Annotated in this window: 24 protein-coding genes and 1 tRNA gene; 11 read left to right on the top strand and 14 right to left on the bottom strand. The window is 67.7% G+C overall.

Annotated features, from left to right (window positions below; translation table 11 throughout):
* The first annotated feature begins 41 nt into the window (after positions 1–41).
* The 3 genes from DFQ15_RS00385 to DFQ15_RS00375 all read left to right on the top strand — a co-directional run bounded on the left by DFQ15_RS00385 (position 42) and on the right by DFQ15_RS00375 (position 3964).
* Positions 42–980 carry a bifunctional methylenetetrahydrofolate dehydrogenase/methenyltetrahydrofolate cyclohydrolase gene (locus tag DFQ15_RS00385; protein WP_110464058.1) on the top strand — a complete coding sequence of 313 codons (939 nt, stop codon included), beginning with the start codon at positions 42–44 and terminating at the stop codon, positions 978–980.
* Between the two features lie 95 nt (positions 981–1075).
* Positions 1076–3127 (top strand): M3 family metallopeptidase, encoded by a 2052-nt coding sequence (locus DFQ15_RS00380; protein ID WP_110464057.1) that lies wholly within the window; start codon positions 1076–1078, stop codon positions 3125–3127.
* Between the two features lie 195 nt (positions 3128–3322).
* Positions 3323–3964: a glutaredoxin family protein gene (locus DFQ15_RS00375; RefSeq protein ID WP_110464056.1), complete on the top strand. Its 642-nt coding sequence runs from the start codon at positions 3323–3325 to the stop codon at positions 3962–3964.
* Positions 3965–4007: 43 nt separating this feature from the next.
* On the opposite strand, the gene rpiA is transcribed toward DFQ15_RS00375, so the two are convergent.
* Positions 4008–4715 (bottom strand): ribose-5-phosphate isomerase RpiA, encoded by a 708-nt coding sequence (gene rpiA / locus DFQ15_RS00370; RefSeq protein ID WP_110464055.1) that lies wholly within the window; start codon positions 4713–4715, stop codon positions 4008–4010.
* 35 nt (positions 4716–4750) lie between these two features.
* Between rpiA and DFQ15_RS00365 the strand changes: the two genes are divergently transcribed.
* A complete protein-coding gene (locus DFQ15_RS00365; protein ID WP_110464054.1) occupies positions 4751–5809 on the top strand; it encodes a quinone-dependent dihydroorotate dehydrogenase in 1059 nt (352 codons plus the stop codon).
* Between the two features lies 1 nt (position 5810).
* Here the strand turns inward: DFQ15_RS00365 and DFQ15_RS00360 are convergent, their stop codons facing one another.
* Complete coding sequence (locus DFQ15_RS00360; protein ID WP_110464053.1) at positions 5811–6944, bottom strand: NAD(P)/FAD-dependent oxidoreductase; 1134 nt, start codon at positions 6942–6944, stop codon at positions 5811–5813.
* 321 nt (positions 6945–7265) lie between these two features.
* Between DFQ15_RS00360 and DFQ15_RS00355 the strand changes: the two genes are divergently transcribed.
* The 4 genes from DFQ15_RS00355 to DFQ15_RS00345 all read left to right on the top strand — a co-directional run bounded on the left by DFQ15_RS00355 (position 7266) and on the right by DFQ15_RS00345 (position 10142).
* Complete coding sequence (locus DFQ15_RS00355; protein WP_110464052.1) at positions 7266–7769, top strand: copper chaperone PCu(A)C; 504 nt, start codon at positions 7266–7268, stop codon at positions 7767–7769.
* A 400-nt stretch (positions 7770–8169) separates the two neighbouring features.
* Positions 8170–8394: a hypothetical protein gene (locus DFQ15_RS16880; protein ID WP_146228604.1), complete on the top strand. Its 225-nt coding sequence runs from the start codon at positions 8170–8172 to the stop codon at positions 8392–8394.
* A gap of 85 nt (positions 8395–8479) precedes the next feature.
* Complete coding sequence (locus tag DFQ15_RS00350; protein ID WP_110464051.1) at positions 8480–9628, top strand: zinc-dependent alcohol dehydrogenase; 1149 nt, start codon at positions 8480–8482, stop codon at positions 9626–9628.
* A 25-nt stretch (positions 9629–9653) separates the two neighbouring features.
* A complete protein-coding gene (locus DFQ15_RS00345) occupies positions 9654–10142 on the top strand; it encodes a hypothetical protein (protein WP_110464050.1) in 489 nt (162 codons plus the stop codon).
* A gap of 90 nt (positions 10143–10232) precedes the next feature.
* Here the strand turns inward: DFQ15_RS00345 and DFQ15_RS00340 are convergent, their stop codons facing one another.
* Both DFQ15_RS00340 and DFQ15_RS00335 read right to left on the bottom strand, forming a co-directional pair.
* Complete coding sequence (locus DFQ15_RS00340; RefSeq protein WP_110464049.1) at positions 10233–11399, bottom strand: UDP-galactopyranose/dTDP-fucopyranose mutase family protein; 1167 nt, start codon at positions 11397–11399, stop codon at positions 10233–10235.
* On the bottom strand, positions 11396–13501 hold the full coding sequence (locus tag DFQ15_RS00335) for a glycosyltransferase (RefSeq protein WP_158528979.1): 2106 nt from the start codon (positions 13499–13501) through the stop codon (positions 11396–11398). Before DFQ15_RS00335 ends, DFQ15_RS00340 begins: the two co-directional genes overlap by 4 nt.
* A gap of 460 nt (positions 13502–13961) precedes the next feature.
* On the opposite strand from DFQ15_RS00335, the gene DFQ15_RS17320 reads away from it, so the two are divergent.
* Both DFQ15_RS17320 and DFQ15_RS16875 read left to right on the top strand, forming a co-directional pair.
* Complete coding sequence (locus DFQ15_RS17320; RefSeq protein WP_158528978.1) at positions 13962–14117, top strand: hypothetical protein; 156 nt, start codon at positions 13962–13964, stop codon at positions 14115–14117.
* Positions 14114–14335, top strand: a complete 222-nt coding sequence (locus DFQ15_RS16875; RefSeq protein WP_146228603.1) for a hypothetical protein — start codon at positions 14114–14116, stop codon at positions 14333–14335. Before DFQ15_RS17320 ends, DFQ15_RS16875 begins: the two co-directional genes overlap by 4 nt.
* Positions 14336–14574: 239 nt before the next feature.
* On the opposite strand, the gene DFQ15_RS00330 is transcribed toward DFQ15_RS16875, so the two are convergent.
* From DFQ15_RS00330 to uvrB, 10 genes are all read right to left on the bottom strand, one after another.
* Positions 14575–14649: transfer RNA gene (locus DFQ15_RS00330), tRNA-Val, on the bottom strand.
* 25 nt (positions 14650–14674) lie between these two features.
* Positions 14675–15418, bottom strand: a complete 744-nt coding sequence (dnaQ, locus tag DFQ15_RS00325; RefSeq protein WP_110464047.1) for a DNA polymerase III subunit epsilon — start codon at positions 15416–15418, stop codon at positions 14675–14677.
* On the bottom strand, positions 15418–15756 hold the full coding sequence (gene fdx / locus DFQ15_RS00320) for an ISC system 2Fe-2S type ferredoxin (RefSeq protein WP_110464046.1): 339 nt from the start codon (positions 15754–15756) through the stop codon (positions 15418–15420). Before fdx ends, dnaQ begins: the two co-directional genes overlap by 1 nt.
* Positions 15757–15803: 47 nt before the next feature.
* Positions 15804–17672 carry a Fe-S protein assembly chaperone HscA gene (gene hscA / locus DFQ15_RS00315; protein ID WP_110464248.1) on the bottom strand — a complete coding sequence of 623 codons (1869 nt, stop codon included), beginning with the start codon at positions 17670–17672 and terminating at the stop codon, positions 15804–15806.
* Positions 17673–17733: 61 nt separating this feature from the next.
* Complete coding sequence (gene hscB, locus DFQ15_RS00310; protein WP_110464045.1) at positions 17734–18252, bottom strand: Fe-S protein assembly co-chaperone HscB; 519 nt, start codon at positions 18250–18252, stop codon at positions 17734–17736.
* A gap of 61 nt (positions 18253–18313) precedes the next feature.
* Complete coding sequence (gene iscA / locus DFQ15_RS00305) at positions 18314–18637, bottom strand: iron-sulfur cluster assembly protein IscA (RefSeq protein WP_110464044.1); 324 nt, start codon at positions 18635–18637, stop codon at positions 18314–18316.
* Between the two features lie 3 nt (positions 18638–18640).
* Complete coding sequence (iscU, locus tag DFQ15_RS00300; RefSeq protein ID WP_110464043.1) at positions 18641–19045, bottom strand: Fe-S cluster assembly scaffold IscU; 405 nt, start codon at positions 19043–19045, stop codon at positions 18641–18643.
* Positions 19046–19092: 47 nt separating this feature from the next.
* The gene (locus DFQ15_RS00295) at positions 19093–20313 is read right to left on the bottom strand and encodes an IscS subfamily cysteine desulfurase (RefSeq protein ID WP_110464042.1); all 1221 of its coding nucleotides are present in this window, start codon (positions 20311–20313) and stop codon (positions 19093–19095) included.
* 81 nt (positions 20314–20394) lie between these two features.
* Positions 20395–20931, bottom strand: coding sequence for a Fe-S cluster assembly transcriptional regulator IscR (gene iscR, locus DFQ15_RS00290; protein ID WP_055837945.1), 537 nt, complete (start codon positions 20929–20931; stop codon positions 20395–20397).
* A gap of 199 nt (positions 20932–21130) precedes the next feature.
* Complete coding sequence (uvrB, locus tag DFQ15_RS00285) at positions 21131–23248, bottom strand: excinuclease ABC subunit UvrB (protein WP_110464041.1); 2118 nt, start codon at positions 23246–23248, stop codon at positions 21131–21133.
* Between the two features lie 180 nt (positions 23249–23428).
* Between uvrB and DFQ15_RS00280 the strand changes: the two genes are divergently transcribed.
* The gene (locus DFQ15_RS00280; RefSeq protein WP_110464040.1) at positions 23429–24625 is read left to right on the top strand and encodes an amino acid aminotransferase; all 1197 of its coding nucleotides are present in this window, start codon (positions 23429–23431) and stop codon (positions 24623–24625) included.
* Positions 24626–24724: the final 99 nt, after the last annotated feature.

The following is a 24724-nucleotide window of genomic DNA, read 5'->3' as shown; positions in this document are numbered from 1 at the left end:
GCATGCCCAACGGGCGTTTTCATTTGAAGAGCCCCAGCACCATGACCGCCCAGACCATCGACGGCAACGCCCTCTCCCGCCAACTCCGCGCCGACGTGGCACGCCGCGCAGACGCGCTCAAAGCCCGCGGCACCACGCCGGGCCTGGCCGTGGTGCTGGTGGGCGACAGCCCGGCCAGCCAGGTGTACGTACGCAACAAGGTCAAGGCCTGCGAAGACAACGGCCTGCACTCGGTGCTGGAGAAGTACGACGCCGACCTGTCGGAGGCCGACCTGCTCGCCCGCGTCGACGCGCTGAACGCCGACCCTGCGATCCACGGCATCCTGGTGCAACTGCCGCTGCCCCGCCACATCGACGCGCAGAAGGTGATCGAGGCGATCTCGCCAGAGAAGGACGTCGACGGCTTCCACGTCGCCAGCGCCGGCGCGCTGATGACCGGCACGTCCGGCTTCTGGCCCTGCACGCCCTACGGCTGCATGAAGATGCTCGAATCGATCGGCATGGTCGACATGCCCCCACGCCCCGGCTTGCCGGGGCCGCCCCCCGAGGGGGCTGCGGGCGCTCGCGAGCGGCCCGTCGTTGCCCGCGACCTGCGCGGCAAGCATGCGGTGGTGATCGGCCGCAGCAACATCGTCGGCAAGCCGATGGCGCTGATGCTGCTGGCGCAGAACGCGACCGTCACCGTCTGCCACAGCGCCACGCCCGACTTGGGCGCCTTCACCCGGCAGGCCGACGTGGTGGTGGCCGCCGTGGGCAAGCGCGACGTGCTGACCGCCGACATGGTCAAGCCCGGCGCGGTGGTGATCGACGTGGGAATGAACCGCACCGACGAAGGCAAGCTCTGCGGCGACGTGGACTTCGCGGGCGTGTCGGAGGTCGCCGGCTGGATCACTCCGGTGCCGGGCGGCGTCGGCCCGATGACGATCACCATGCTGCTCGTCAACACGCTGGAAGCGGCCGAGCGGGCGGCCGGCGCGTAGAAGAACAATGCATCACCGGTTGGTATCGCGAAGATAGCCAGCCCCATTCGCATACCGCCCCTTGAACCCTGGCGGTGTGCCGCAAAATCCCGGGGATGAGCAATCCCCTCCTCGACTTCACCGACCTCCCTCTTTTCGACCGCATCCGTCCCACCGACGTCGCGCCCGCGCTGGACCAGCTGCTGGCCGAGGCCGAGAAGGCGCTGGAGACGGTCACCGCGCCGGACTTCCCCGCCGAGTGGAATGCGATCGCCGCCGTTCTCGACGTGGCCACCGAGCGCCTGGGCACCGCCTGGGGCGCGGTGAGCCACCTCAACAGCGTGGCCGACACGCCCGAGCTGCGCGCCGCCTACAACGCCGAGCTGCCCCGCACCACCGAGTTCTGGACCCGCCTTGGCGCCGACGAGCGCCTGTATGCCAAGTACAAGGCGATCGACACCGCCACCCTCGGCACCGATCAGCGCCAGGCGCACCGCAACGCGATGCGCAACTTCGTGCTGTCGGGCGCCGACCTGCAGGGCGCGGCCAAGGAGCGTTTCGCCGAGATCCAGGAACGTCAGGCCGAGGTCAGCCAGAAGTTCAGCGAGAACGCGCTCGACGCGACCGAAGCCTTCGCCTATTACGCGACCGAGGCCGAGCTGGCCGGCGTGCCGCCCGATGTGGTGCAGTCGGCCCGCGCCGCGGCCGAAGCCGAAGGCCGCGAAGGCTACAAGATCACCCTGAAGATGCCGAGCTACCTGCCGGTGATGCAGTTCGCGGACGATGCTGCGCTGCGCCAGCGCGTCTACACCGCCTACTCCACCCGCGCCAGCGACCAGTCGGCTCCGGAATTCCACAAGTTCGACAACGGCCGCCTGATCGGCGAGATCCTCTCGCTGCGCAAAGAAGAATCCACCCTGCTCGGCTACCACAGCTTCGCCGACGTCTCGCTGGTGCCGAAGATGGCCGATTCGTCGGCCCAGGTGGTCGCCTTCCTGCGCGACCTGGCCGCCAAGGCCCGGCCCTACGCCCTGCAGGACGTGGACGACCTGCGCGCCTTCGCCGCAGAGCAGCTGGGCATCGCCGATCCGCAGCCCTGGGACTGGGCCTACATCGGCGAGAAGCTCAAGGAGCAGCGCTATTCCTTCAGCGAGCAGGAGGTCAAGCAGTACCTGCCGGCGCCCGAGGTGCTGGCCGGCCTGTTCAAGATCGTCGAGACGCTGTTCGACGTCTCGATCCGCCGCGACGACGCGCCGGTGTGGCACCCCTCGGTCGAGTTCTACCGGATCGAGCGTGCGGGCGTCGCCGGCGGCGCGCCGACCCTGGTCGGCCAGTTCTACCTCGACCCGTCGGCCCGCGCCGGCAAGCGCGGCGGCGCCTGGATGGACGACGTGCGCGCCCGCTGGCTGCGGCCCGACACCGGCCGGCTGCAGACGCCGGTGGCGCATCTGGTCTGCAACTTCTCCAGCGGCACCGGCGGCAAGCCGCCCCTGCTGACCCACGACGACGTGACCACCCTCTTCCACGAGTTCGGCCACGGTCTGCACCACATGCTGACCCAAGTGAACGAGCGCGACGTCTCGGGCATCAGCGGCGTCGAGTGGGACGCGGTGGAGCTGCCCAGCCAGTTCATGGAGAACTTCTGCTGGGAGTGGGACGTGCTGCGCCACATGACGGCGCACGTCGACACCGGCGCGCCGCTGCCGCGCGAGCTGTTCGACAAGATGCTGCGCGCCAAGAATTTCCAGAGCGGCCTGGCCACCCTGCGCCAGGTCGAGTTCGCGCTGTTCGACATGCTGCTGCACGCCGAACACGATCCTGCGCAGGACGTGATGCCGCTGCTGCAACAGGTGCGCGCCGAGGTGGCGGTGCTGCCCGCACCGACCTTCAGCCGGCCGGTCAACACCTTCAGCCACATCTTCGCCGGCGGTTACGCGGCGGGCTATTACAGCTACAAGTGGGCCGAGGTGCTCTCGGCCGACGCGTACGCCGCCTTCGAGGAAACCGCTACGCCGGACGGCCTGCCCAACCCCGAGACCGGCCGCCGCTACCGCGAGGCTATCCTGGAAGTCGGCGGCAGCCGCCCGGCAATGGAATCGTTCAAGGCCTTCCGGGGCCGCGAGCCGACGATCGACGCGCTGCTGCGCCACCAGGGCATGGCGGCCTGAGCGCTGCGGCAGACACCGCCCCGTATGGCTCCGGCCGAGCGGCGGCGGTTCTTCTTGCCGCACAGGGCCTGCGCCCCGCATCCGTCCGTGCACCGCGCACTTGCGACCGGGCCTGCCGACCTTGACGAACGGGGGCCGACGCGGGGCCCCATCGCCTACCATGCGGTTTTTCGCATAGCCTGCCCAGGAGAATCCATGTTCGCGACGCCCCGTTGCCTTGCCATACTGCTAGCGGCCCTGGCCGCCAGCGCACAGGCGCAAACCCTCTACCGCATCGTCGGGCCCGATGGCCGGGTGACGTACTCCGACCGGCCGCAGGCGGTCGAAGGGGCCCGGTCGGCGGCACCGGTCGCGACCGAGGTCAATCCGGTGCTCACCGCCTCCGCCCTGCCCTACGAGTTGCGCAACGTGGTGCAGAAATACCCGCTGACGCTCTACACCGGCAGCAACTGCGAGCCCTGTATCGCCGCGCGCAGCCTGCTGCAGACCCGGGGCGTGCCGTTCGCCGAACGCACGGTGAGTACACCGGAGGACATCGAGGCGCTCAACCGGCTCAGCGGCGACAGCAACCTGCCGTTCGCCACGCTCGGCGCCCAGCAGATCAGGGGTTTCGCGGAAATGGAATGGACCCGGTACCTCGACGCCGCGGGCTACCCCAAGCAGTCGCAGTTGCCGGCCAACTACAACCCGCCAGTGCCGACCGCGCTGGCCCCGCGCACCGCGCCGGCCCCGACCGGGCAGGCCGCCCCGGCACCGCGCGCGCCGGCACCGCCTCCTGCCCCGGCCGTCGCCGCCCCGGCGCCCAGCCCGTCCAATCCCGCCGGCATCCGGTTCTGAGCGGCTCCGTCGCGGCCCTCGCGGCCACCACGGCGAGCGCCGGTCAGTAGGTCAGCGTCTCGACGCCGCCAGGTGTGCCCAGCAGGCAGACATCGGCCTTCTGGTGCGCGAAGACGCCGACCGTCACCACGCCCGGCCACTGGCTCACCCGGTCCTCGAAGGCGAGCGGCTCTGCGATTTGAAGCCCACGCACGTCGAGGATGTGCTGGCCGTTGTCGGTCACCAGCGGCGCACCGTCCTTCAGCCGAAGCGACGCGGTGCCGCCGAGCGCGGCGAACTGGCGCACCAGCCGCCGCGCCGCCATGGGGATGATCTCGACCGGCAACGGAAACACGCCCAGCACCCGCACCCTCTTAGACGCGTCGGCGATGCAGACGAAACGCTCGGCCAGCGCCGCCACGATCTTCTCGCGGGTCAGCGCGGCGCCGCCGCCCTTGACCATGTGGCCGCGGCCGTCGATCTCGTCGGCACCGTCGATGTACACCGCCAGCGATTCGACCTCTTCCGCGTCCAGCACCGGAATGCCCAGCGCCTTCAGCCGCGCGGTGCTGGCGACCGAGCTGGACACCGCGCCCGGAATCCGGTCGCGCATCGTGGCGAGCGCGTCGATGAAATGGTTGACGGTCGATCCGGTGCCCACGCCCACCACCTGGCCGGGCACGACATAGTCGAGCGCCGCACGGCCGACCAGCGCCTTGAGCCGGTCCTGGGAGACCGAGGGTGAAGAGGAAGAGAAAGCGGCGGGGGTCATGGGCGAAAATCCGGGGGTTGACCCGGAATTATCCAATGCTGCTCCCCTACGCCCTCGCCCGCCCTTTCCTTTTCTGCGCGGATCCCGAATTTGTCCACGATGTCACGATGGACTGGCTCGCCCGCGGCCAGAACACGCCGCTGCAGGCCCTGTGGCAGCAGCCCCGGGTGCAGGACCCGGTGCAGCTCGCCGGCCTGTCGTTCCCCAACCGGGTGGGCCTGGCCGCCGGCCTGGACAAGAACGCACGCTGCATCGACGCGCTGGGCGCGATGGGCTTCGGCTTCGTCGAGGTGGGCACCGTCACCCCGCGCGGCCAGCCGGGCAACCCCAAGCCGCGGATGTTCCGCCTGCCCCGGGCCGACGCGCTGATCAACCGGCTCGGCTTCAACAACCTCGGCCTGGAGGCGTTCCTGGCCAACGTGCAGCGCTCCCGGCTGCGCAGCCCGGCCGGCCGGGGCAGCCTGCTGCTGGGCCTGAACATCGGCAAGAACGCCGACACCCCGATCGAGCGCGCCGCCGACGACTACCTGCTGTGCCTCGACGGCGTGTACCCGCATGCCGATTACGTCGTCGTCAACATCAGCTCGCCCAACACCCAGAACCTGCGCGCGTTGCAGTCCGACGACGCGCTCGACCAGCTGCTGTCCGCGGTGGTGGAGCGCGCCGCGCTGCTCGCCACCCGGCACGGCCGCAAGGTGCCGGTCTTCGTGAAGATCGCGCCCGACCTGGACGAGACCCAGGTGGAGGCGATCGCCCTCACCCTGCAGCGCCACGGCTTGGACGGCGTGGTGGCCACCAACACCACCATCGCCCGCGATGCGGTGGCCCACCTGCCCCACGGCGCCGAGGCGGGTGGCCTGAGCGGCGCCCCGGTGCGCGCGGCCAGCAATCGGGTGATCGCCCAGCTGCGCGCCCGCCTCGGCAGCGGCTTCCCGATCATCGGCGTCGGCGGCATCCTGTCGGCCCAGGACGCGGTCGACAAGATCGCAGCGGGAGCGGACGTGGTGCAGATCTACACCGGCCTGATTTACCGCGGGCCGGCGCTGGTGCGCGAGGCGGCGCAGGCGCTGGCCGCGCAGCCGCGGCGCTCATGAGCTACCCCAGCGCCCGCACCACCTCGTCCCCCAGCCCCAGCGCACTCGTCAGCCCCGGCGATTCGATGCCGAACAGGTGGACCAGCCCCGGCACCCCGTGCTGCGCCGGGCCCTGCACCACGAAATCGGCCGCCGCCGCGCCGGGCGGGGTGATCTTGGGCCGGATGCCGGCGTAGGCCGGCTGCAGCGCGCCGTCCTGCAGGGCGGGCCAGTAGCGGCGGATCTCGGCGTAGAAGGCTTCGCTGCGGCGCGGGTCCACCGCCAGATCGGTGGGCGCATCGACCCATTCCACGTCGGGGCCGAAGCGGGCTTGACCGCCCAGGTCCAGCGTCAGGTGCACGCCCAGGCCGGCGGCCTCGGGCACCGGGTAGACCAGCCGGTCGAACGGGGCGCGGCCCGCCAGCGAGAAGTAGTGGCCCTTGGCGTAGTAGGCCTGCGGCGCGTGGGCGGTGTCGTAGCCCCCCATCGCCTGCGCCAGCGGCGGTGCGGTCAGGCCGGTGGCGTTGACGAAGCTGCGTGCCCGCAGCGTCAGCCCGTCGTTTGCTACCAAATAGATAGCACCATGCCGATATGCAGCGCCGGCCAGGGGCGAATTCAGTGCCACGGTGCCGCCGGCATGCTCCAGGTCGCCCTGCAGGGCGAGCATGTACGCATGGCTGTCGACGATGCCGGTCGAGGGCGAGAGCAGCGCGCCGGCGCATTGCAGCTGCGGCTCCAGCGCCCGGGCCGCGGCGGCATCCAGCAGCACCAGATCGTCGACCCCGTTACGGGCGGCCTGCTGCCGGATGGCTTCCAGCCGCGGCAACTGGGCCGCGCCGGTGGCGACGATCAGCTTGCCGCAGCGGCGGTGGCCGATACCCCGCTCGTCGCAGTAGCGGTAGAGCTGGCGCTTGCCCTGCACGCAGAGCCGCGCCTTCAGGGAGCCCTGCGGGTAGTAGATGCCGGCGTGGACCACCTCGCTGTTGCGGGAGCTGGTGCCGGTGCCGATGGCGTCGGCCGCCTCCAGCACCAGCACCTCGCGGCCCTGCAGCGCCAGGGCCCGCGCCACCGCCAGGCCGACTACGCCGGCGCCGGCGACCACGCAATCGACGTCTTCGACCGCGCTGTCGTCGAACCGGATGGCCGGGGCGCTCATGACCGCTGCTCCGCAGGCAGCGAAAACAGGTCGCCATGGCCCGCGAGCGCAGCACGGTCGTGGAGGAAGAAGGTCGATGGATGCATCCGGGAATTGTGTCGCAGCCCGCCCGGCCCGCTGCCGGGGGGGCGCCCCAGGCAGGCGGAGTCTTCCCGGAGCGGAGCCAGGGCCGGATGGATAATCCGGACGCGGTTTTCGCCAGGCCGGGCCCGGTATGCCGGCTCCCGGTGCTCCTCGCACAGTGGCACCCCTGCGCGTCTCGCGCAGCTGCCCCCGCCGTCCGTTACCCGGTACGGCCCCTCACAGAACACAGGACCTCCCATGCGAACCTTCTCCACCACCCTCGCCCTCGCGCTGTCCCTCGTCGCCGGCGGTGCCGCCGCCCAGGCGCAGATCCAGGTGACCGACCCGTGGGTCCGGGCCACGGTACCGCAGCAGAAATCGACCGGCGCCTTCATGACCATCACCTCGCCCACCGACGCCCGGCTGGTCGAAGCCCGCTCGCCGGTCACCCCCTCGGTCGAAGTGCACGAGATGGCGATGGAGCAGGACGTGATGAAGATGCGCCAGGTCAACAGCGTGGCACTGCCCGCCGGCAAGCCGGTGGCGCTGACGCCCGGCGGCTTCCATATGATGCTGCTCGACCTGAAGCAGCAGGTGAAGGCCGGCGACACGGTGCCGCTGACCCTGGTGGTGGAAGGCGCCGACGGCAAGCGCCAGTCGGTGGAGGTGCAGGCCGCCGTGCGGCCGCTGAACGCGCGTGCCGCACCGGCGGCGGCCGCCGGCCACGGCGACCATGCGCATGGAGCCGACCACAAGCATTGATCGGGACTGCAGGAACGTGGGGCGTGGAGGCGGTTTGCAGACCTGGCCGCCCATGCCGCGGAAACGGGCGAACATCGGGATACCACATGCCGCCGCGACGGCCCATGACCAAAAATTCAAGTCGAATAGCCCAGTAGCCGTTGTTGTATAACGACCTATAGCTATAAGTTTAATAGCGACGGCTTTGGGGTGGCCGACAGCGGCAGTTGCGGCCACCCGATCGCCGATGGCGCGGGCCGGATGCGTGGCAGGTGGGGCGGCTGCTGGAGTCGCTGCCGCCGGGCCGCCCGCTGGGGCCGGGAGCGGGGTCTGCGCCTACGGGGATATCGGGCCATCGGCCTACAGCCGTGTCCTGGACCAAGCGCCCACTGTGGATCGACACCGAACCATGGAGAAACCAATGACTCGACCCACCCCGTCCCCCGACGTCGCTTCCAACTCCCCGTTTCCGACGTCCGTGCAGATGGACCGGATGAAGAAGGACGGCATCGCACCGACGAAGGCTTCGGTTCCTTCCCATGGCAAGGTGGCGGAAACGTCGATCGACAACGGGGTCGAGGAATCGTTTCCCGCGAGCGACCCGGTATCCGTGTCCATCACCAAGGTGGAAAAGGCGGCCGACTGACCGCGATGGGCGGGCCCCGCTGTCCGGTTACCGCTCACCGCCGCCGCCGTGTTGCAACCCCTTCCCCCCATCGAAAGACGAACCCATGCTGGCAATGGACTACCGCGGGCCTTACCGGGTCCGCACCGTGAACAAGGCGGAGCCCGAAATCGAGCATCCGAACGATGCGATCGTGCGCGTAACGAGGGCCTGCATCTGTGGCTCAGACCTGCACCTCTACCATGGGCTCGTACCGGACACCCGGGTCGGCTCGACCTTCGGCCACGAGTTCGTCGGCATCGTCGAGGAAGTCGGGCCGTCGGTGCAGAACCTGAAGAAGGGCGACCGGGTGCTGGTGCCGTTCAACATCTTCTGCGGCACCTGCTTCTTCTGCCGCCGCGAGCTGTTCAGCAATTGCCACAACGTCAATCCCCAGGCCACCGCCGTGGGTGCGATCTTCGGCTACTCGCACACCGCGGGCGGCTACGACGGCGGGCAGGCGGAATTCGTGCGGGTGCCTTTCGCGGACATCGGCCCCACCCTGTTGCCGCCCGACATGGACGAGGACGATGCGGTGCTGCTGACCGACGCCTTTCCCACCGGTTATCAGGCCGCCGAGATGGGCGGCATCCAGGAGGGCGACACGGTCGTTGTCTTCGGCGCGGGGCCGGTCGGTATCTTCGCGGCCAAGTCGGCATGGCTGCTTGGCGCGGGCCGGGTCATCGTGGTCGACCATGTGGAGTACCGGCTGGATTTCTTGCGCGAATTCGCCCAGTGCGAGACGGTCGACTTCAAGTCGGTCCAGGACATGGCGATCCATCTGAAGAAGATGACCGGCGGGCTGGGCCCCGACATCTGCATCGACTGCGTCGGCGCCGAGGCTGCGGGCAATTTCGCGCAGACGCTCACCGGGGTGAAGCTCAAGCTGCAGGGCGGTGCCGCCACCGCACTGCACTGGGCGATCAACTCGGTGCGCAAAGGCGGTACCGTGTCGGTGGTCGGCGTCTACGGGCCCACCTTCAACGCGGTGCCCTTCGGCAACGCGGTCAACAAGGGCCTGACGCTGCGGATGAACCAGGCGGCGGTCAAGCGGCACCTGCCCCGGCTGATCGAGCACATCCAGGCCGGACACATCGAACCGCGCAAGGTCATCACCCACCGTTTCCGGCTTGACGAAGTGGCGGACGCGTACCACATCTTCTCGAGCAAGCTCGACAACTGCATCAAGCCGGTGCTTTTGCCCGCCGGTGCCTGAACCCTCATTCGAAAGCGAAACCTCCATGGACAACCGCGAACGCTTCGCGCACATCAAGGGCTGGGGCGCCGACCTCGACCCGGCCGACCGCCCCGCCTATCCGAAGGAGCGCATGCCGGCACGGCTGCCCGGGCTGCACTGGGACGAGCCCGAGCAGCAGCCCGTCACGGTGAAGATCCTCGGCTCCACCGAGCGCGACGGCAAGCCCACGCCGGTCTTCGGCACCACCGTGCCGCCCGCGGGCCTGAGCGGCGTGATGCGGGGCGTGGCCTTCAGGTACAGCGAAAACGATTTGCGCCACTGGCTGATCCTCCTCGCAGCGGATCGCACGAACGTGGTCGAGGGACTGATCGACGACCTCCTGCACGGCCATGTGCCGAACGTTCTGGGCGAGATGGGGATCAGGGCCGCATGGAAGCACGACCGGGCCGCTGTCGTGCGCAAGGCGGCGGTCGGGGCGGCCGTCCTCGCCGCGCTGGTCGTGCTGGCGACACGGCGCAAGCATCAGCGTTGAACGCAAAAATGCCGCCACGGAGATCGGTTCGCTGCAGCAGCATTTTTTCAGTTCTTCCGCTTCCGCAGGCCGAGCGGCCTATTCGGGCATCTAGCCCAGCGGGTCGACCACGAAGGCCTGCATCGCGGTGCCGTCGGCGCGCGACCGCACGAAGCGATCGGCGACGTCGAGCTCCTCCGCGATCGTCACGTGCATGTCAATGTAGCGGTAGGTGCCCAGCCGGCCGACGAAGGTCACCTTCCGTTCCTCGCGGGCCCGGACCACGTAGCGGGTCAGCAGCGCCTTCTCCTCGGTCAGGCGGATGGGATAGTACGGCGTGTCCTGCGCGTCGCACAGCCGGCTGTACTCCTTGAACACGACCGTCTTCTCGTGCGTCTCCCACGGCGCGAAGTGCTTGTGCTCGGAAATGCGGGTCCACGGCACCGCCACGTCGCCGTAGTTGATCACGGCGTTGCCCTGGTAGTCGCCCTCGTGGTCCTCGCGCACGAAATCCAGGGTGCGGTAGCCGAGCCTGCCGTCGCTGTAGCCGAACCAGGCGTCGATCGGGCCGCTGAAGAAGACATGCTGGTAGTCGTCTAGCGCCGCGCGGTCGAGGCGGGTGCCGAGGAACACCGACACGCCCTCGTGGTCCAGCAGTTTCTCGACGATGGCGGTGTGGCCGTCGCGCGGAATGCCCTGGAAATGGCTGGCGTAGTAGTTGTCGTCGTAGTTGAAGCGCACCGGCAGACGCTTGAGGATGCTGGCCGGCAGCGCGGTGGGCGACACGCCCCACTGCTTGGTGGTGTAACCCTCGAAGAAAGCCTCGTACAGATCGCGGCCCATGAGACGCAACGCCTGTTCCTCGAAATTGGCCGGCGGCGCGTCGTCGCCCTCTCCGATCTCGGCGAAGAAGGCTTCGGCTTCGCGCGGCGAGAACGTGCGGCCGAAGAACTGGTTGATCGTCAGCAGGTTGAGCGGCAGCGAGAACACCCGGCCGCCGGTGATCGTCTTGACCCGGTTCACGAACGGCATGAAATCGCCGAAGCGGCGGATGTAGTCCCACACCCGCTGGTTGCTGGTATGGAAGATGTGCGGACCGTAGGTGTGCACCATCACGCCGGTCTTCTCGTCTCGCGCGGTGTGGCAGTTTCCGGCCACGTGCGGGCGGGTGTCGAACACATCCACCCGGTAGCCGGCCTCGGCCAGCTGGCGGGCCAGCACCGCGCCCGAGAAACCGGCACCGGCGATGGCGATGCGCTGTGCGCCGCCGGCCTTCACGCGACGGCCGCCGGTACGGTGCCCACGGCGCGCGCCGGGACGGACAGCGCCACCGGATCGGTCTCGACCTGGATGATGCGCTCGTCGAAACGCTTCAGCAGCGTCTGCATCGCGCCGGCCGTGCGGTCCCACGAGGTGGCGGACACGGCGTCCACCGCATCTTGTCGGAAACGGGCGACCTCGTCGGGCGAACGGGCCAGGATGGCTTCGCAGGCCGCGACGAAGGTGGCCGCATCGGTGGCGATCGGCACCACCTTGGCGTACTGCAGCGCCACGTCGCGGACCGCGGTGCTCACCACAGGCTTGCCGGCGGCGAGGTATTCGAGCGTCTTGGTAGGGCTGATGAAGCGGGTGGAGGCGTTGAGGGCGAAGGGCATCAGGCAGATGTTCCAGCCCGCCAGGAAGGACGGCAGCTCGTCGTAGCGGCGCTGGCCCATCCAGTGCAGGTTGGGGCGGCGCGGAAGGCTCTCGGGCGCGATCTTGGCGACCGGACCGACCATCACGATCTGCCATTCGGCATGCGCGTCGGCCAGCGCCGCGACCAGGTCGAGGTCGAGGCGCTCGTCGATCACGCCGTAATAGCCCAGGCGCGGCTGCGGCAGCGCCGCCTGATCGACATGGTCGGCCAGGCCGGCCTGGCCGAAGTGGGAATGGTCCACGCTGCTCGGGAAGCAGTGCACGTCCTCGTGGCGGTCGCGCTTGGATTCGTACAGGCTGCGGCCGCCGGTGAATACGAGGTCGACGGTGTCGAACAGGGCGTTCTCCCGTGCGATGAGTTCGGGCGGCGCGAAGTCGAACGCGGCCAGTTCGTCCATGCAGTCGTAGACCAGGCCGCGCGGCTCCAGCCGCTCGGCCAGCGGCAGCGCCATCGGCGTGTAGAACCACACCACGTACTCCTCTACATCGTGTGCCGTCAGCCACGTCTGCAACATGTCGCGCATGGCGGCCATATGCGCATCGTGGAAGCCGGCGCCGTGGCTCGTGACATGCATCCGCAGCACCGTCACGCCGCCGCAGGGGCGGTAGGCCTCGACACGCGCTTCTGCCGCGCCCGGAATCGGCTCTTCCACGAACACCACCGGCCGCGTGGCTGCCAGACGCGACAGCAGATGCTGGGGCCGCTGGTAAACGAAATCCCAACGGAGGTGGGAGAAAACGATGAGGTGCGTCATGTCATGGGTTCTTTTCGAGGAGGTGGTGGGAAAGCAAACCTGGTCGACGACACGCTGCCAGTGCCGCAATCGCTCCGCATAGGGAACGCACAGCTGTCGGCTGAAATCGCCGGTATCCGCGGCGGGTACATCCCACAGACCGCTGTGGTGCCAGTGGTCGGCGGTCTGCCAGTCGGGCCGGTCGATCACCGGGTAGAGGCACAGGCCTGCGATCGGCACGTGGCGCGCACGGCAGGCCAGGACTTCTTCCACCATGTGGTCGAGCCAGGCGTCGCGGCCTTCGCCGACATGACCGGTTTCGGCAATGAAGACGGGGCGTCGGTAGCGGGTCCAAACCGCCTCGGCCAGATCGACGAAGCGGCGGCGGCGGGGGTCGTTCAGGTGCCAGTCGAGCCGGATGTCGGAGCCGTCTTCCCACTGGTTGTTGTGGTAATAGTTGATGCCGAGGACGTCGAGGTAGCGCGCCGCGCCGCCCAGCTCCGGCGCGTGCCGGCCGGCCAGCATGTCCCAGGCCTGGAACTGGTGTTCGTGCGCCGCAGCGGCCGTGGCGCACGCCGCGGGTCCCGCACCGCGCGGCGGCTCAATGTGGACCAGCGGATCGGTGTGGACGAAGCGCGCATCCGGCTGCACCGCACGAATCTCGTCCATCGCCCGAAGAGCGGCCCGGACCAGTACGCACTTGAGCCGATAGCCGTTCTCGGGCTCCGACGGCAGATGCGGGTGGATCAGGCCGGTGCAGCTGGCGGCCCAGGACAGGAACGAAATTTCGTTGACGGGCTGCCACAACGGCACGGTGCCGCCAACCGCATGCACGATCTCCGCCACCTTGCGGCAATGGGTACCGAAGGCATCGACGAAATCGTCGGGGCGCAGGAAAGGGTCGAGATCGGCAGGCCAGCCGTAGTGCATCAACGACCAGATCACCTGCACGCCCTGCGCCGCAGCGGTGCGGGCGTGGTGCTGGATGCGCAGCCATCCGGCCGCGCCCCGCTCCGCCGTCAGCCGCCAGCCGCCAGCCGATACTTTCCCGCACCGTGCGCATGCCGAACTGTGCCAACGCCTGGTAGTCCTGGGCCAGCCTATCCGCATGGCCATTGCGTGCGTTGATGTCGAGCGGGATGCCGAAACCATTGACATGGTCCGCCCCCTCGAATCCTCCCATCCAGAAGCTTTGAAAGAGCGTCGGCGCCAGAGCATCGAGGTCGGAGGAAGATATGTGCACGACACCAGTCTGTTTCTCGCGCGGAGTCGCGCAGGACATTTGTGGCCTATACGAACGTAGGCCAAGGACCCGTGCCAGGCGGTCACCGGTGCGGTCGGGCACGAGCGCGACGCCCCCATCGACAACGCCCTGCTGCACCACGCGGTCGACTACACGCCCTATGCCGGCATGCGGCTCAAAGCCGGGCCGGGCACGACCATTTCACGCGGTGAGGTGGTGTGGGTCGGTCAGGCGTTCCAAGGCCGGGTCGGCCGCGACAGCTTCCTGGAATGCGACGCGCCGACCCTGCTGCCGCGCGAACGCACGGCCGGAGGTCGGGCATGAAACTGCTGATCCTGAACCTCAACATTTCCGACAGCGTGTCGGAGATAAATCTACCCCTGCAAAATTTCGATCCTGCTTGCCGATTTTGGATGAGGATGCATTGCTGGACCTGCTTTTTCGGCGGTGGTGGCGGTGAAGGCGGCGGTGGCACCTTCTACTGGTGCGTCACCAAACTTGCCTTGCAACCGGACATCGCGATAGGCCGCGATGTCGACTGACTGCAAGGCGAACCTGCGACAGGTCCTCCGTCGCGTCCTCCTCCGCATCGAAGGTTCTGACCTTTTCATCGCAGTCGTCGTGCGGGACGACATTCCACCGAACGCTTCTGACTTTTCGAATTGCCTCCATCTTGCTCTCCACGAACGGGCCCTTATCGTCGAGGGAGAGCCGCGTCGCAGAAAACGAGACGGGAAAACGAAAAAACCTCGTAAATCAAAGACTTACGAGGTTTCAAATGTGGTGGGTGATGCAGGGTTTGAACCTGCGACCCCTGCCGTGTGAAGGCAGTGCTCTACCGCTGAGCTAATCACCCTAACGCTGTATACGTCAGCCCACTATTATAGCATAGAACCTTCGGTCGCCTGGCCCAGGCGCGTCCAGATCGTCTTTCCGCCGCTCGGCTTGTCGAGCTGCTTCAGCACGCAGGCATGCGCCTCCAGCTCCTGCTCGCCCGCCAGGATGACCGGCAGAGTGAAGGCCCGCAGGTCCACCAGCACGACCTCGCTCTGCCCTTCTTCCGGCGCCGCATCGTCGATCAGCAGCGCGTCCTGGCCGCGGGTCAGGTTGATGTAGACGTCGGCCAGCAGTTCGGCATCCAGCAGCGCGCCGTGCAGCGTGCGGCTGGCGTTGTCGACGCCGAGGCGGTCGCACAGGGCGTCGAGCGAATTGCGCTTGCCCGGGAACATCTCCTTGGCCATCACCAGGGTGTCGGTCACGCTGCCGACGCCCTGCTTGAACGGCGGACGGCCGACCAGCTCCAGCTCCTTGTTCAGGAAGCCGACGTCGAACGCGGCGTTGTGGATGATGATCTCCGCACCCGCCAGGTACGCCATCAGCTCGTCGACCACCGCCTCGAACTTCGGCTTGTCGCGCAGGAACTCGTTGCTGATGCCGTGCACCCGCAGCGCGTCCTCATGGCTGTCGCGGCCCGGGTTCAGGTAGAAATGCTTGTTGTGGCCGGTGAGTTTGCGGCCCACCAGTTCCACGCAGCCGATCTCGATGATCCGGTCGCCCCCTTCGGCGGACAGGCCGGTGGTTTCCGTGTCCAGCACGATTTGGCGGACATTCGTCGCTGTCGCCATCAGTGGTTTTCCTTAGCGTGGTTGAGGGAGTACTTCGGAATCTCGATGACCAGGTCCTGCTGCGCCAGGATCGCCTGGCACGACAGGCGCGATTGCGGCTCCAGGCCCCAGGCGCGGTCGAGCAGGTCTTCCTCCGCCTCGTCGGGCTCGCCGAGCGACTGCAGGCCGGTGCGCACCACCACGTGGCAGGTGGTACAGGCGCAGCTCATGTCGCAGGCGTGCTCGATGTTGATCTTGTTGTCGAGCAGCGCTTCGCAGACCGAAGTGCCGGCGGGCGCAGTGATCTCGGCGCCTTGCGGACAGTATTCGGGATGGGGAAAGATCTTGATGACCGGCATGGGGCTTGGAATTTTTCGGGAGGTTGTCGAAGACGGGTGGACAGCGATCAGAGCGCGTCGACCTTGCGGCCGGCCAGCGCGCGGCGGATGCCGCGGTTCATCCGCTCGGCGGCGAAGGCTTCGGTCGCGTTGGCGAGCGCCTGCGTCGCGGCGACGATGGCAGCCGCATCGTCCGACTCGCGCGCCGCAGTTTCCAACGCGGAAATCAACGCGTCGATCCGGCCGCGCTCGGCGGCGTCCAGCAGGTCGCCGTCGGCGGCCAGCGCGGTGCGGGTGGCCAGCAGCATGCGGTCGGCATCGACCCGTGCCTCGGCCAGCGCGCGGGCGGCCATGTCTTCGCGGGCAGTGCTGAAGCTCTCCTGCAGCATGCGAGCGATCTCGTTGTCGGAGAGGCCGTACGACGGCTTCACGTCGATTCGCGCCTCGACACCGCTGCCCTGCTCGCGGGCCGACACGCTCAGCAGGCCGTCGGCATCGACGGTGAACGACACCCGGATGCGGGCCGCGCCGGCAGCCATCGGCGGTATGCCGCGCAACTCGAAGCGCGCCAGACTCCGGCAATCGGCGACCAGGTCGCGCTCGCCCTGCACCACGTGCAGCGCCAGGGCCGTCTGGCCGTCCTGGTAGGTGGTGAAGTCCTGCGCCTTGGCGGTCGGGATCGTCTCGTTGCGGGAGATGATGCGCTCGACCAGTCCGCCCATGGTCTCGATGCCGAGCGACAGGGGCACCACGTCGAGCAGCAACAGGTCTTCGGCGCCCGCATGGCCGGCGAGCTGGTTGGCCTGGATGGCGGCGCCGACGGCCACGACCTGGTCAGGATCGAGGTCGGTGAGCGGCTCGCGGCCGAAGTACGCGGCTACCGCGGCGCGGATCTGCGGCATACGGGTGGAGCCGCCGACCATCACCACGCCCTGCACCTCGTCGGGCTGCAACTCGGCATCGCGCAGCGTGCGGCGCACCGCGGCCATGGTGCGGACGGTGAGGGCCTGCGTCGCCCGGTCGAATTCGGCGCGCGTGATGTCGAAAGTGCCGCTAGCCGTTGCCAGTTGCAGGCTACCAGCTATCGATTCCGTAGCAGACAACTGCTCCTTGCAGGTACGGGCGGCCTGGCGCAACGCAGCCCGGTCGGCGGGCGTATCGGCGACCAGGCCGCTCCTGGCGAGCAGCAGGTCGGCCAGCAGCGCGTCGTAGTCGTCGCCGCCCAGGGCCGAATCGCCGCCGGTCGCGATCACCTCGAAGACGCCCGCGGTCAGCCGCAGCACCGAGATGTCGAAGGTGCCGCCACCCAAGTCGTAGATCGCGTAGACACCCTCGCTGCCGTTGTCGAGGCCGTAGGCGATCGCGGCGGCGGTGGGCTCGTTGATCAGGCGCAGCAGTTCGAGGCCGGCGAGGTGCGCCGCATCCTTGGTGGCCTGGCGCTGCGCGTCGTCGAAGTACGCCGGCACGGTGATGACGGCACCGTAGATGTCGTCGTCGAAGGTGTCCTCGGCGCGCTGGCGCAGGCTGGCGAGGATCTCGGCGCTGATCTCGACCGGCGACTTCACGCCCGCCACCGTCCGCACGCCGACCATGCCGCCCTCGCCTTCCGGCGCCACCAGCTGGTAGGCAAGCCTGTCGGGACGGACGATGTCGGCCAGGCCGCGGCCCATCAGCCGCTTGACCGAGACGATGGTGTTCTCCGGATCCTGCGTCTGGCTGTCGCGGGCGGCCTGGCCGATCTGCCGGCCCTGCGCCGAGAGGTAGCGCACGACCGACGGCAGCAGCCGGTTGCCGTCCGCATCGGGCAGGCATTCGGCCACGCCGCTGCGGACCGCGGCGACGAGAGAATGCGTGGTGCCGAGGTCGATGCCCACCGCGATGCGCCGCTGGTGCGGATCGGGGGCCTGGTGCGGTTCGGAGATCTGGAGTAGCGCCATGAAGAAAGAAATATCCTGGAGAGGGCCGCCGCGCGGGGCGGCGGCGAGGTGCGGCAGCCGGCTATTGTCCCAGTTGCTCCCGGCGGGCATCGACATCGTCGGCAAAGCGCGCAATGAACATGAGGGCTCTGACCTGCTTCGCGGCCGCCGCGTGGTCGTGCGCCTCGTCGATCAGCGCGGCGCAGCGTGCCAGCGTCTCCGTGCGCGCGGCCGTCGTCTCGGCCGACAGGGCCTCGATGGCGGCGGCATCGGCCGCCTCGTCGAGGGCTTCGCGCCACTCCATCTGCTGGACCAGGAAGGCGCCGGGCATCGCGGTGTTGTTCTCGGCCTCGATCGGCGCGCCGTTCAGCTCGCAGAGATAGGCCGCGCGCTTGAGCGGATTCTTCAGCCGACGGTAGGCCTCGTTGATCCGCACCGACCACTGCATCGCCGCGCGTCGCGCCGCGCCGCTGTCGGCTGCGAAGCGGTCGGGATGGGCGCTGCGCTGCAGTTCCTTCCAGCGGGCGTCTAGCACCGCCGCGTCCTGGCGGAAGGTGTGCGGTACGCCGAAGAGTTCGAAGTCGGTGGATTGCAGGTTCATTGCATAAAAAAACCGCCGGCACCGAGGTGGAGGCGGTCCTGGGCCGGCGAGCCGAAGAAGGTCAGATGCGGAAGCTTTCGCCGCAGCCGCAACGGTCGCGCTCGTTCGGGTTGTTGAACTTGAAGCCTTCGTTGAGGCCTTCGCGCACGAAGTCGAGCTGGGTGCCGTCGATGTAGGCCAGGCTCTTCGGGTCGATCATGACCTTCACACCGTGGTCCTCGAACAGCACGTCACCTTCTACCGGGTCGTCCACGTACTCGAGCTTGTAGGCCAAGCCCGAGCAGCCGGTGGTTTTGACCCCCAGGCGCACGCCCACGCCCTTACCACGCTTGGCCAGGTACCGACTCACATGCCGCGCGGCGGCTTCGGTCAGGGTGACGGACATGGATCAGGCCACCGCGGCGGCGAACGCCACATGCTTCTTGCGGTAGTCGTCGACCGCCGCCTTGATCGCGTCTTCGGCAAGGATCGAGCAGTGCACCTTCACCGGCGGCAAGGCCAGTTCCTCGGCGATGACGCTGTTCTTGAGCGCTGCCGCCTCGTCGAGCGTCTTGCCCTTGACCCATTCGGTCACCAGCGACGACGACGCGATGGCAGAACCGCAACCGTAGGTCTTGAAACGTGCGTCTTCGATCACGCCGGTGTCGGGATTGACCTTGATCTGCAGCTTCATCACGTCGCCGCAGGCGGGCGCGCCCACCATGCCGGTGCCCACGCTGTCGTCGCCCTTCTCGAAGGAGCCGACGTTGCGGGGATTTTCATAGTGGTCGATCACTTTTTCGGAGTAAGCCATGATGGATACCTTTTTCTATTCGTGGTGTGTGAGTCCCGGGGCGCGTGTCAGTGCGCGGCCCACTGGATGGTGCTGATGTCGATGCCGTCCTGGTACATCTCCCAGAGCGGGCTCAGTTCGCGCAGCTTGGCGACGTTCTGGCGGATGGTGGCGATCGCGTAGTCGATCTCTTCCTCGGTCGTGTAGCGGCCGATGGTCATGCGCAGGCTGCTGTGGGCCAGCTCGTCGCTGCGGCCCAGGGCGCGCAGCACGTAGCTGGGCTCCAGGCTGGCCGAGGTGCAGGCCGAGCCCGACGACACCGCCAGGCCCTTGATGCCCATGATCAGCGATTCGCCTTCGACGAAATTGAAGCTGATGTTGAGGTTCTGCGGCACCCGGCGCTCCATGCTGCCGTTGATGAACACCTGCTCGATGTCCTTCAGCCCGTCCAGCAGGCGCTGCTGCAGCGCCTTCGCCTTGGCGTTCACCTCGGCCATCTCCAGCTTGATGAGGCGGAAGGCCTCGCCCATGCCGACGATCTGGTGGGTCGGCAGCGTGCCCGACCGCATGCCGCGCTCGTGGCCACCGCCATGGATCTGCGCTTCGAGGCGCACCCGCGGCTTGCGGCGCACGAACAGCGCACCGACGCCCTTCGGGCCGTAGGTCTTGTGCGCGGTCATGCTCATCAGGTCGATCGGCAGCTTTTTCATGTCGATCTCGACACGGCCGGTTGCCTGCGCCGCGTCGACGTGGAACAGGATGCCCTTCTCGCGGCACATCGCGCCGATCGCGGGAATGTCCTGGATCACGCCGATCTCGTTGTTGACGAAGAGCACGCTGATGAGGATGGTGTCGGGCCGGATCGCCGCCTTCAGCTTGTCGAGATCGACCAGGCCGTCTTCCTCGACGTCGAGGTAGGTCACGTCGAAGCCCTGGCGCTCCAGCTCGCGCATCGTATCGAGCACGGCCTTGTGCTCGGTCTTGAGCGTGATCAGGTGCTTGCCCTTGGTCTTGTAGAACTGGGCGGCACCCTTAAGGGCCAGGTTGATCGATTCGGTCGCGCCGCTGGTCCACACGATCTCGCGCGGGTCGGCACCGATCAGGTCGGCGACGTAACCACGCGATTTCTCGACGATCTCTTCGGCTTCCCAGCCCCAGGCGTGGCTGCGCGAAGCCGGGTTGCCGAAGTGTTCGCGCAACCAGGGGATCATCGCGTCGACGACGCGCGGGTCTACCGGCGTGGTGGCACCATAATCAAGGTAAATGGGGAAATGCGGGGTCATGTCCATGGCTGGCTCGATCGATTGCTGGCTGTATGGCTGGCAAGAAGCACGCGGCCCGGCTGCGGTGGCAGCCGGGCGCTGCGGATGTCAGGATTTGGCGAAGACGTTGCCGAGGGCGAACACCGAATTCGGCGCGTTGACCCGGATCGGCTTGACCACCGGCGTGCTGGAGATCGCACGGCGCACGACGGGCCGGTCCTCGATCTGTACGCCCTTGGCGATCTGTTCGTCGACCAGCTTTTGCAGCGTGACCGAGTCCAGGAACTCCACCATGCGCTGGTTCAACGAGGCCCACAGCTCGTGGGTCATGCAGCGGCCCGCTTCGCCCAGGCAGTTTTCCTTGCCGCCGCAGTGGGTGGCGTCGATCGGCTCGTCGACCGAGACGATGATGTCGGCCACGGTGATGTCGGCCGCCTTGCGGCCGAGGGTGTAGCCGCCGCCGGGGCCGCGGGTCGATTCGACCAGTTCGTGGCGGCGCAGCTTACCGAACAGTTGTTCCAGGTACGACAGGGAAATTTGCTGGCGCTGGCTGATCGCGGCGAGCGTGACGGGGCCGTTATTCTGGCGCAGGGCCAGATCGATCATGGCGGTCACGGCGAAACGACCCTTGGTAGTGAGACGCATGGCAGCTCCTTGAAAGGCTGTAGCATTTTCAGAACAATCCGGGCATCTTCTGGACGCCTGGACACGGTCTCCACCCGTTTTACTTCAGCACAGAACGCTCTGTACGAAGCCCTTCATCGCGGGCTTTGTTGTTGTTGAGTATTTCCGTCAAGTATAGCACAAGACCCGCACTACCGGTCGGGTACCCCTTCCCTTTTGCCTAGCCACCGGCTACAGGGAAGATCGCGATGTTGTCGCTGCCCGGCGCGCCGAACGCGCGTTCCTTCAGCAACGCCAGCTGGTCGCGCAGCCGCGCGGCCTTCTCGAACTCGAGGTTGCGGGCGTGTTCCAGCATCTGCTTTTCGATGCGCTTGACTTCGCGGGCCACGTCCTTCTCGGACATGTCCTCCACCCGGGCCTTCTGCATGGCGCTCTGGTCGAGCGCAGCCTCGTCGCGGCCCGACTTCTCGCTGTAGACGCCGTCGATCAGGTCGCGCACCTGCTTGACGATGCTGCGCGGCGTGATGCCGTTGGCCTCGTTCCAGGCGATCTGCTTGGCGCGGCGCCGCTCGGTCTCGCCTATGGCCTTCTTCATCGAGTCGGTCATCTTGTCGGCGTAGAGGATCGCGCGGCCGTTGAGGTTGCGTGCCGCCCGGCCGATGGTCTGGATCAGCGAGCGCTCGGCGCGCAGGAAACCTTCCTTGTCGGCATCGAGGATCGCCACCAGCGACACTTCGGGGATGTCCAGGCCTTCGCGCAGCAGGTTGATGCCCACCAGCACGTCGAAGGTGCCCAGCCGCAGGTCGCGCAGGATCTCGACCCGCTCGACCGTGTCGATGTCGCTGTGCAGGTAGCGCACCTTGACGCCGTTGTCGCCCAGGTAGTCGGTCAGCTGCTCGGCCATCCGCTTGGTCAGGGTGGTGATCAGCACCCGCTCGTTCTTCTCGACGCGGATGCGGATCTCCTGCAGCACGTCGTCGACCTGGTGGGTGGCCGGGCGCACCTCGACGACCGGGTCGACCAGCCCGGTCGGCCGCACCACCTGCTCGACCACCTGGCCGGCGTTGTCCTGCTCGTACTGGGCGGGCGTGGCCGAAACGAACACGACCTGGTGCATCCGTGTCTCGAATTCGTCGAACTTGAGCGGCCGGTTGTCGAGGGCCGAGGGCAGCCGGAAGCCGTAGTCCACCAGGGTGCTCTTGCGCGCCCGGTCGCCGTTGTACATGCCGCCCAGCTGGCCGATCATGACGTGGCTCTCGTCCAGGAACATGACCGAGTCCTTCGGCAGGTAGTCGGTCAGCGTGGCGGGCGGCGCGCCCGGCGGCGCGCCGCTCAGGTGGCGCGAGTAGTTCTCGATGCCCTTGCAGTGGCCGATCTCGGCGAGCATTTCCAGGTCGAACCGGGTGCGCTGCTCCAGCCGCTGCGCCTCGACCAGCTTGCCTTCCGACACGAACTGCTTGAGGCGGTCGCTCAGCTCCAGCTTGATCGCCTCGACCGCCGACAGCACCTTCTCGCGCGGCGTGACGTAGTGGCTGGCCGGGTAGACCACGAAGCGCGGCACCTTCTGGCGAATGCGGCCGGTGAGCGGATCGAACAGCTGCAGCGACTCGACCTCGTCGTCGAACAGCTCGATGCGGATCGCCAGCTCGGAATGCTCGGCCGGAAAGACGTCGATCGTATCGCCCCGCACCCGGAAGGTGCCGCGCGAGAAATCCGCCTCGTTGCGGGTGTACTGCATCCGGATCAGCTGGGCGATCGCCTCGCGCTGGCTCTGCTTGCCGCCCACCTTGAGGATGAACCGCATCTGGGTGTAGTCCTCGGGTGCTCCGATGCCGTAGATCGCGCTCACCGAGGCGACGATCACCACGTCGCGCCGCTCCAGCACGCTCTTGGTGGCCGACAGCCGCATCTGCTCGATGTGCTCGTTGATCGCGCTGTCCTTCTCGATGAACAGGTCGCGCTGGGGCACATAGGCCTCGGGCTGGTAGTAGTCGTAGTAGCTGACGAAGTACTCGACCGCGTTCTTCGGGAAGAACTCGCGGAACTCGCTGTAGAGCTGCGCCGCCAGCGTCTTGTTGGGCGCGAAGACGATCGCCGGCCGGCCCAGCCGCGCGATCACGTTGGCCATGGTGAAGGTCTTGCCCGAGCCGGTCACGCCGAGCAGCGTCTGGAAAACTTCACCGTCCTGCACGCCCTCCACCAGCTTTTCGATGGCGGCGGGTTGGTCGCCGGCCGGCGGGTACGGCTGGAACAGCTCGAACGGCGAACCGGGGAAGGTGACGAAGGTGCCCTCGCGTTCGGCGGGGATCTCGGAGATGACTTCGGCTGGTTCGGGCATGGGTGCAGTCGTGGTGGCGCGGCGCAGACGCTGCGCCGACGGTGCATGGGTAGAATTCCAGATGGTCCCGCGGGGCGCCGATTCAAGGGTTGTGGCCCTGTCGGGCCGCCGCCCGGACCGCTTGCGCTACGGCGCGCCTCCCCGTCTCCAGCGTCCCAATTTCCCTGAGGATATTTTCCGATGTCTCTGTTTACCGCCGTCGAAATGGCCCCGCGCGATCCTATTCTGGGCCTGAACGAGCAATTCGCCGCCGACACCAACCCGAACAAGGTCAACCTGGGCGTAGGCGTCTACTACGACGACAACGGCAAGCTGCCCCTGTTGCAATGCGTACAGGCCGCCGAGAAGCGGATGATGGAGGCGCCCAAGGCGCGCGGCTACCTGCCGATCGACGGCATCGCAGCCTACGACGCCGCGGTCAAGGGCCTGGTCTTCGGCGTGGGCAGCGAGCCGGTCACCTCGGGCCGCGTGGCCACGGTGCAGGGCATCGGCGGCACCGGCGGCCTGAAGGTCGGTGCCGATTTCCTCAAGCGGCTGAATCCCGATGCCAAAGTGCTGATCAGCGACCCGAGCTGGGAGAACCACCGCGCGCTGTTCACCAACGCCGGTTTCGTGGTCGATACCTACCCCTACTACGACGCGGCCAAGCGCTGCGTCGATTTCGACGGCATGCTGGCCACGCTCAAGGCCGCTGCCGCCGGCACCGTCGTCGTGCTGCACGCCTGCTGCCACAACCCGACCGGCTACGACATCACCGCCGCACAGTGGGACGAGGTGGTCGCCGCCGTCAAGGCGCAGAACCTGGTCGCCTTCCTCGACATGGCCTACCAGGGCTTCGGACACGGCATCGCCGAGGACGGCGCGGTGATCGGCAAGTTCGTCGACGCGGGCCTGACCTTCTTCGTCTCGACCTCGTTCTCGAAGAGCTTCAGCCTCTACGGCGAGCGCGTGGGCGCCCTGTCGGTGCTGTGCGCCTCGAAGGAGGAAGCCTCCCGCGTGCTGAGCCAACTCAAGATCGTGATCCGTACCAACTACTCCAACCCGCCCACGCACGGCGGCGCGGTGGTGGCCGCGGTGCTCGATTCGCCCGAACTGCGCACCCTGTGGGAGAAGGAGCTGGGCGAGATGCGGGCGCGGATCAAGGCGATGCGCCAAAAGCTGGTAGACGGCCTGAAGGCCGCCGGCGTGCAGCAGGACATGTCCTTCATCACCCAGCAGATCGGCATGTTCAGCTACTCGGGCTTGAGCAAGGACCAGATGGTCCGCCTGCGCAGCGAGTTCGGCGTGTACGGCACCGACACCGGCCGCATGTGCGTGGCCGCGCTCAACGGCAAGAACATCGACTACGTCTGCGCATCGATCGCCCAGGTAATCTGAGCCGCTACTGGTTCGCCGGCACCGTGGCGAAAGCCGCCCTGGGGCGGCTTTATCGTTTGTGGGAATGAATGTGGCCCCAGCCGGCGCGGGACGCCGACA

Source organism: Xylophilus ampelinus (genome assembly GCF_003217575.1).
Taxonomy (GTDB): Bacteria; Pseudomonadota; Gammaproteobacteria; order Burkholderiales; family Burkholderiaceae_C; genus Xylophilus; species Xylophilus ampelinus.
The sequence above is the reverse complement of the archived record's forward strand: the minus strand, read 5'-3'. Positions and strand labels throughout refer to the sequence as shown.

What these genes read in the sequence shown, in the direction of transcription:
- DFQ15_RS00385 (WP_110464058.1), top strand. Translation starts at nt 42, where the DNA reads ATGACCGCCCAGACCATCGACGGCAACGCCCTCTCCCGCCAACTCCGC.
- DFQ15_RS00380 (WP_110464057.1), top strand. Translation starts at nt 1,076, where the DNA reads ATGAGCAATCCCCTCCTCGACTTCACCGACCTCCCTCTTTTCGACCGC.
- DFQ15_RS00375 (WP_110464056.1), top strand. Translation starts at nt 3,323, where the DNA reads ATGTTCGCGACGCCCCGTTGCCTTGCCATACTGCTAGCGGCCCTGGCC.
- rpiA (WP_110464055.1), bottom strand. Translation starts at nt 4,715, where the DNA reads ATGACCCCCGCCGCTTTCTCTTCCTCTTCACCCTCGGTCTCCCAGGAC.
- DFQ15_RS00365 (WP_110464054.1), top strand. Translation starts at nt 4,751, where the DNA reads ATGCTGCTCCCCTACGCCCTCGCCCGCCCTTTCCTTTTCTGCGCGGAT.
- DFQ15_RS00360 (WP_110464053.1), bottom strand. Translation starts at nt 6,944, where the DNA reads ATGAGCGCCCCGGCCATCCGGTTCGACGACAGCGCGGTCGAAGACGTC.
- DFQ15_RS00355 (WP_110464052.1), top strand. Translation starts at nt 7,266, where the DNA reads ATGCGAACCTTCTCCACCACCCTCGCCCTCGCGCTGTCCCTCGTCGCC.
- DFQ15_RS16880 (WP_146228604.1), top strand. Translation starts at nt 8,170, where the DNA reads ATGACTCGACCCACCCCGTCCCCCGACGTCGCTTCCAACTCCCCGTTT.
- DFQ15_RS00350 (WP_110464051.1), top strand. Translation starts at nt 8,480, where the DNA reads ATGCTGGCAATGGACTACCGCGGGCCTTACCGGGTCCGCACCGTGAAC.
- DFQ15_RS00345 (WP_110464050.1), top strand. Translation starts at nt 9,654, where the DNA reads ATGGACAACCGCGAACGCTTCGCGCACATCAAGGGCTGGGGCGCCGAC.
- DFQ15_RS17320 (WP_158528978.1), top strand. Translation starts at nt 13,962, where the DNA reads ATGCGGCTCAAAGCCGGGCCGGGCACGACCATTTCACGCGGTGAGGTG.
- DFQ15_RS16875 (WP_146228603.1), top strand. Translation starts at nt 14,114, where the DNA reads ATGAAACTGCTGATCCTGAACCTCAACATTTCCGACAGCGTGTCGGAG.
- dnaQ (WP_110464047.1), bottom strand. Translation starts at nt 15,418, where the DNA reads ATGGCGACAGCGACGAATGTCCGCCAAATCGTGCTGGACACGGAAACC.
- fdx (WP_110464046.1), bottom strand. Translation starts at nt 15,756, where the DNA reads ATGCCGGTCATCAAGATCTTTCCCCATCCCGAATACTGTCCGCAAGGC.
- hscA (WP_110464248.1), bottom strand. Translation starts at nt 17,672, where the DNA reads ATGGCGCTACTCCAGATCTCCGAACCGCACCAGGCCCCCGATCCGCAC.
- hscB (WP_110464045.1), bottom strand. Translation starts at nt 18,252, where the DNA reads ATGAACCTGCAATCCACCGACTTCGAACTCTTCGGCGTACCGCACACC.
- iscA (WP_110464044.1), bottom strand. Translation starts at nt 18,637, where the DNA reads ATGTCCGTCACCCTGACCGAAGCCGCCGCGCGGCATGTGAGTCGGTAC.
- iscU (WP_110464043.1), bottom strand. Translation starts at nt 19,045, where the DNA reads ATGGCTTACTCCGAAAAAGTGATCGACCACTATGAAAATCCCCGCAAC.
- DFQ15_RS00295 (WP_110464042.1), bottom strand. Translation starts at nt 20,313, where the DNA reads ATGGACATGACCCCGCATTTCCCCATTTACCTTGATTATGGTGCCACC.
- iscR (WP_055837945.1), bottom strand. Translation starts at nt 20,931, where the DNA reads ATGCGTCTCACTACCAAGGGTCGTTTCGCCGTGACCGCCATGATCGAT.
- uvrB (WP_110464041.1), bottom strand. Translation starts at nt 23,248, where the DNA reads ATGCCCGAACCAGCCGAAGTCATCTCCGAGATCCCCGCCGAACGCGAG.
- DFQ15_RS00280 (WP_110464040.1), top strand. Translation starts at nt 23,429, where the DNA reads ATGTCTCTGTTTACCGCCGTCGAAATGGCCCCGCGCGATCCTATTCTG.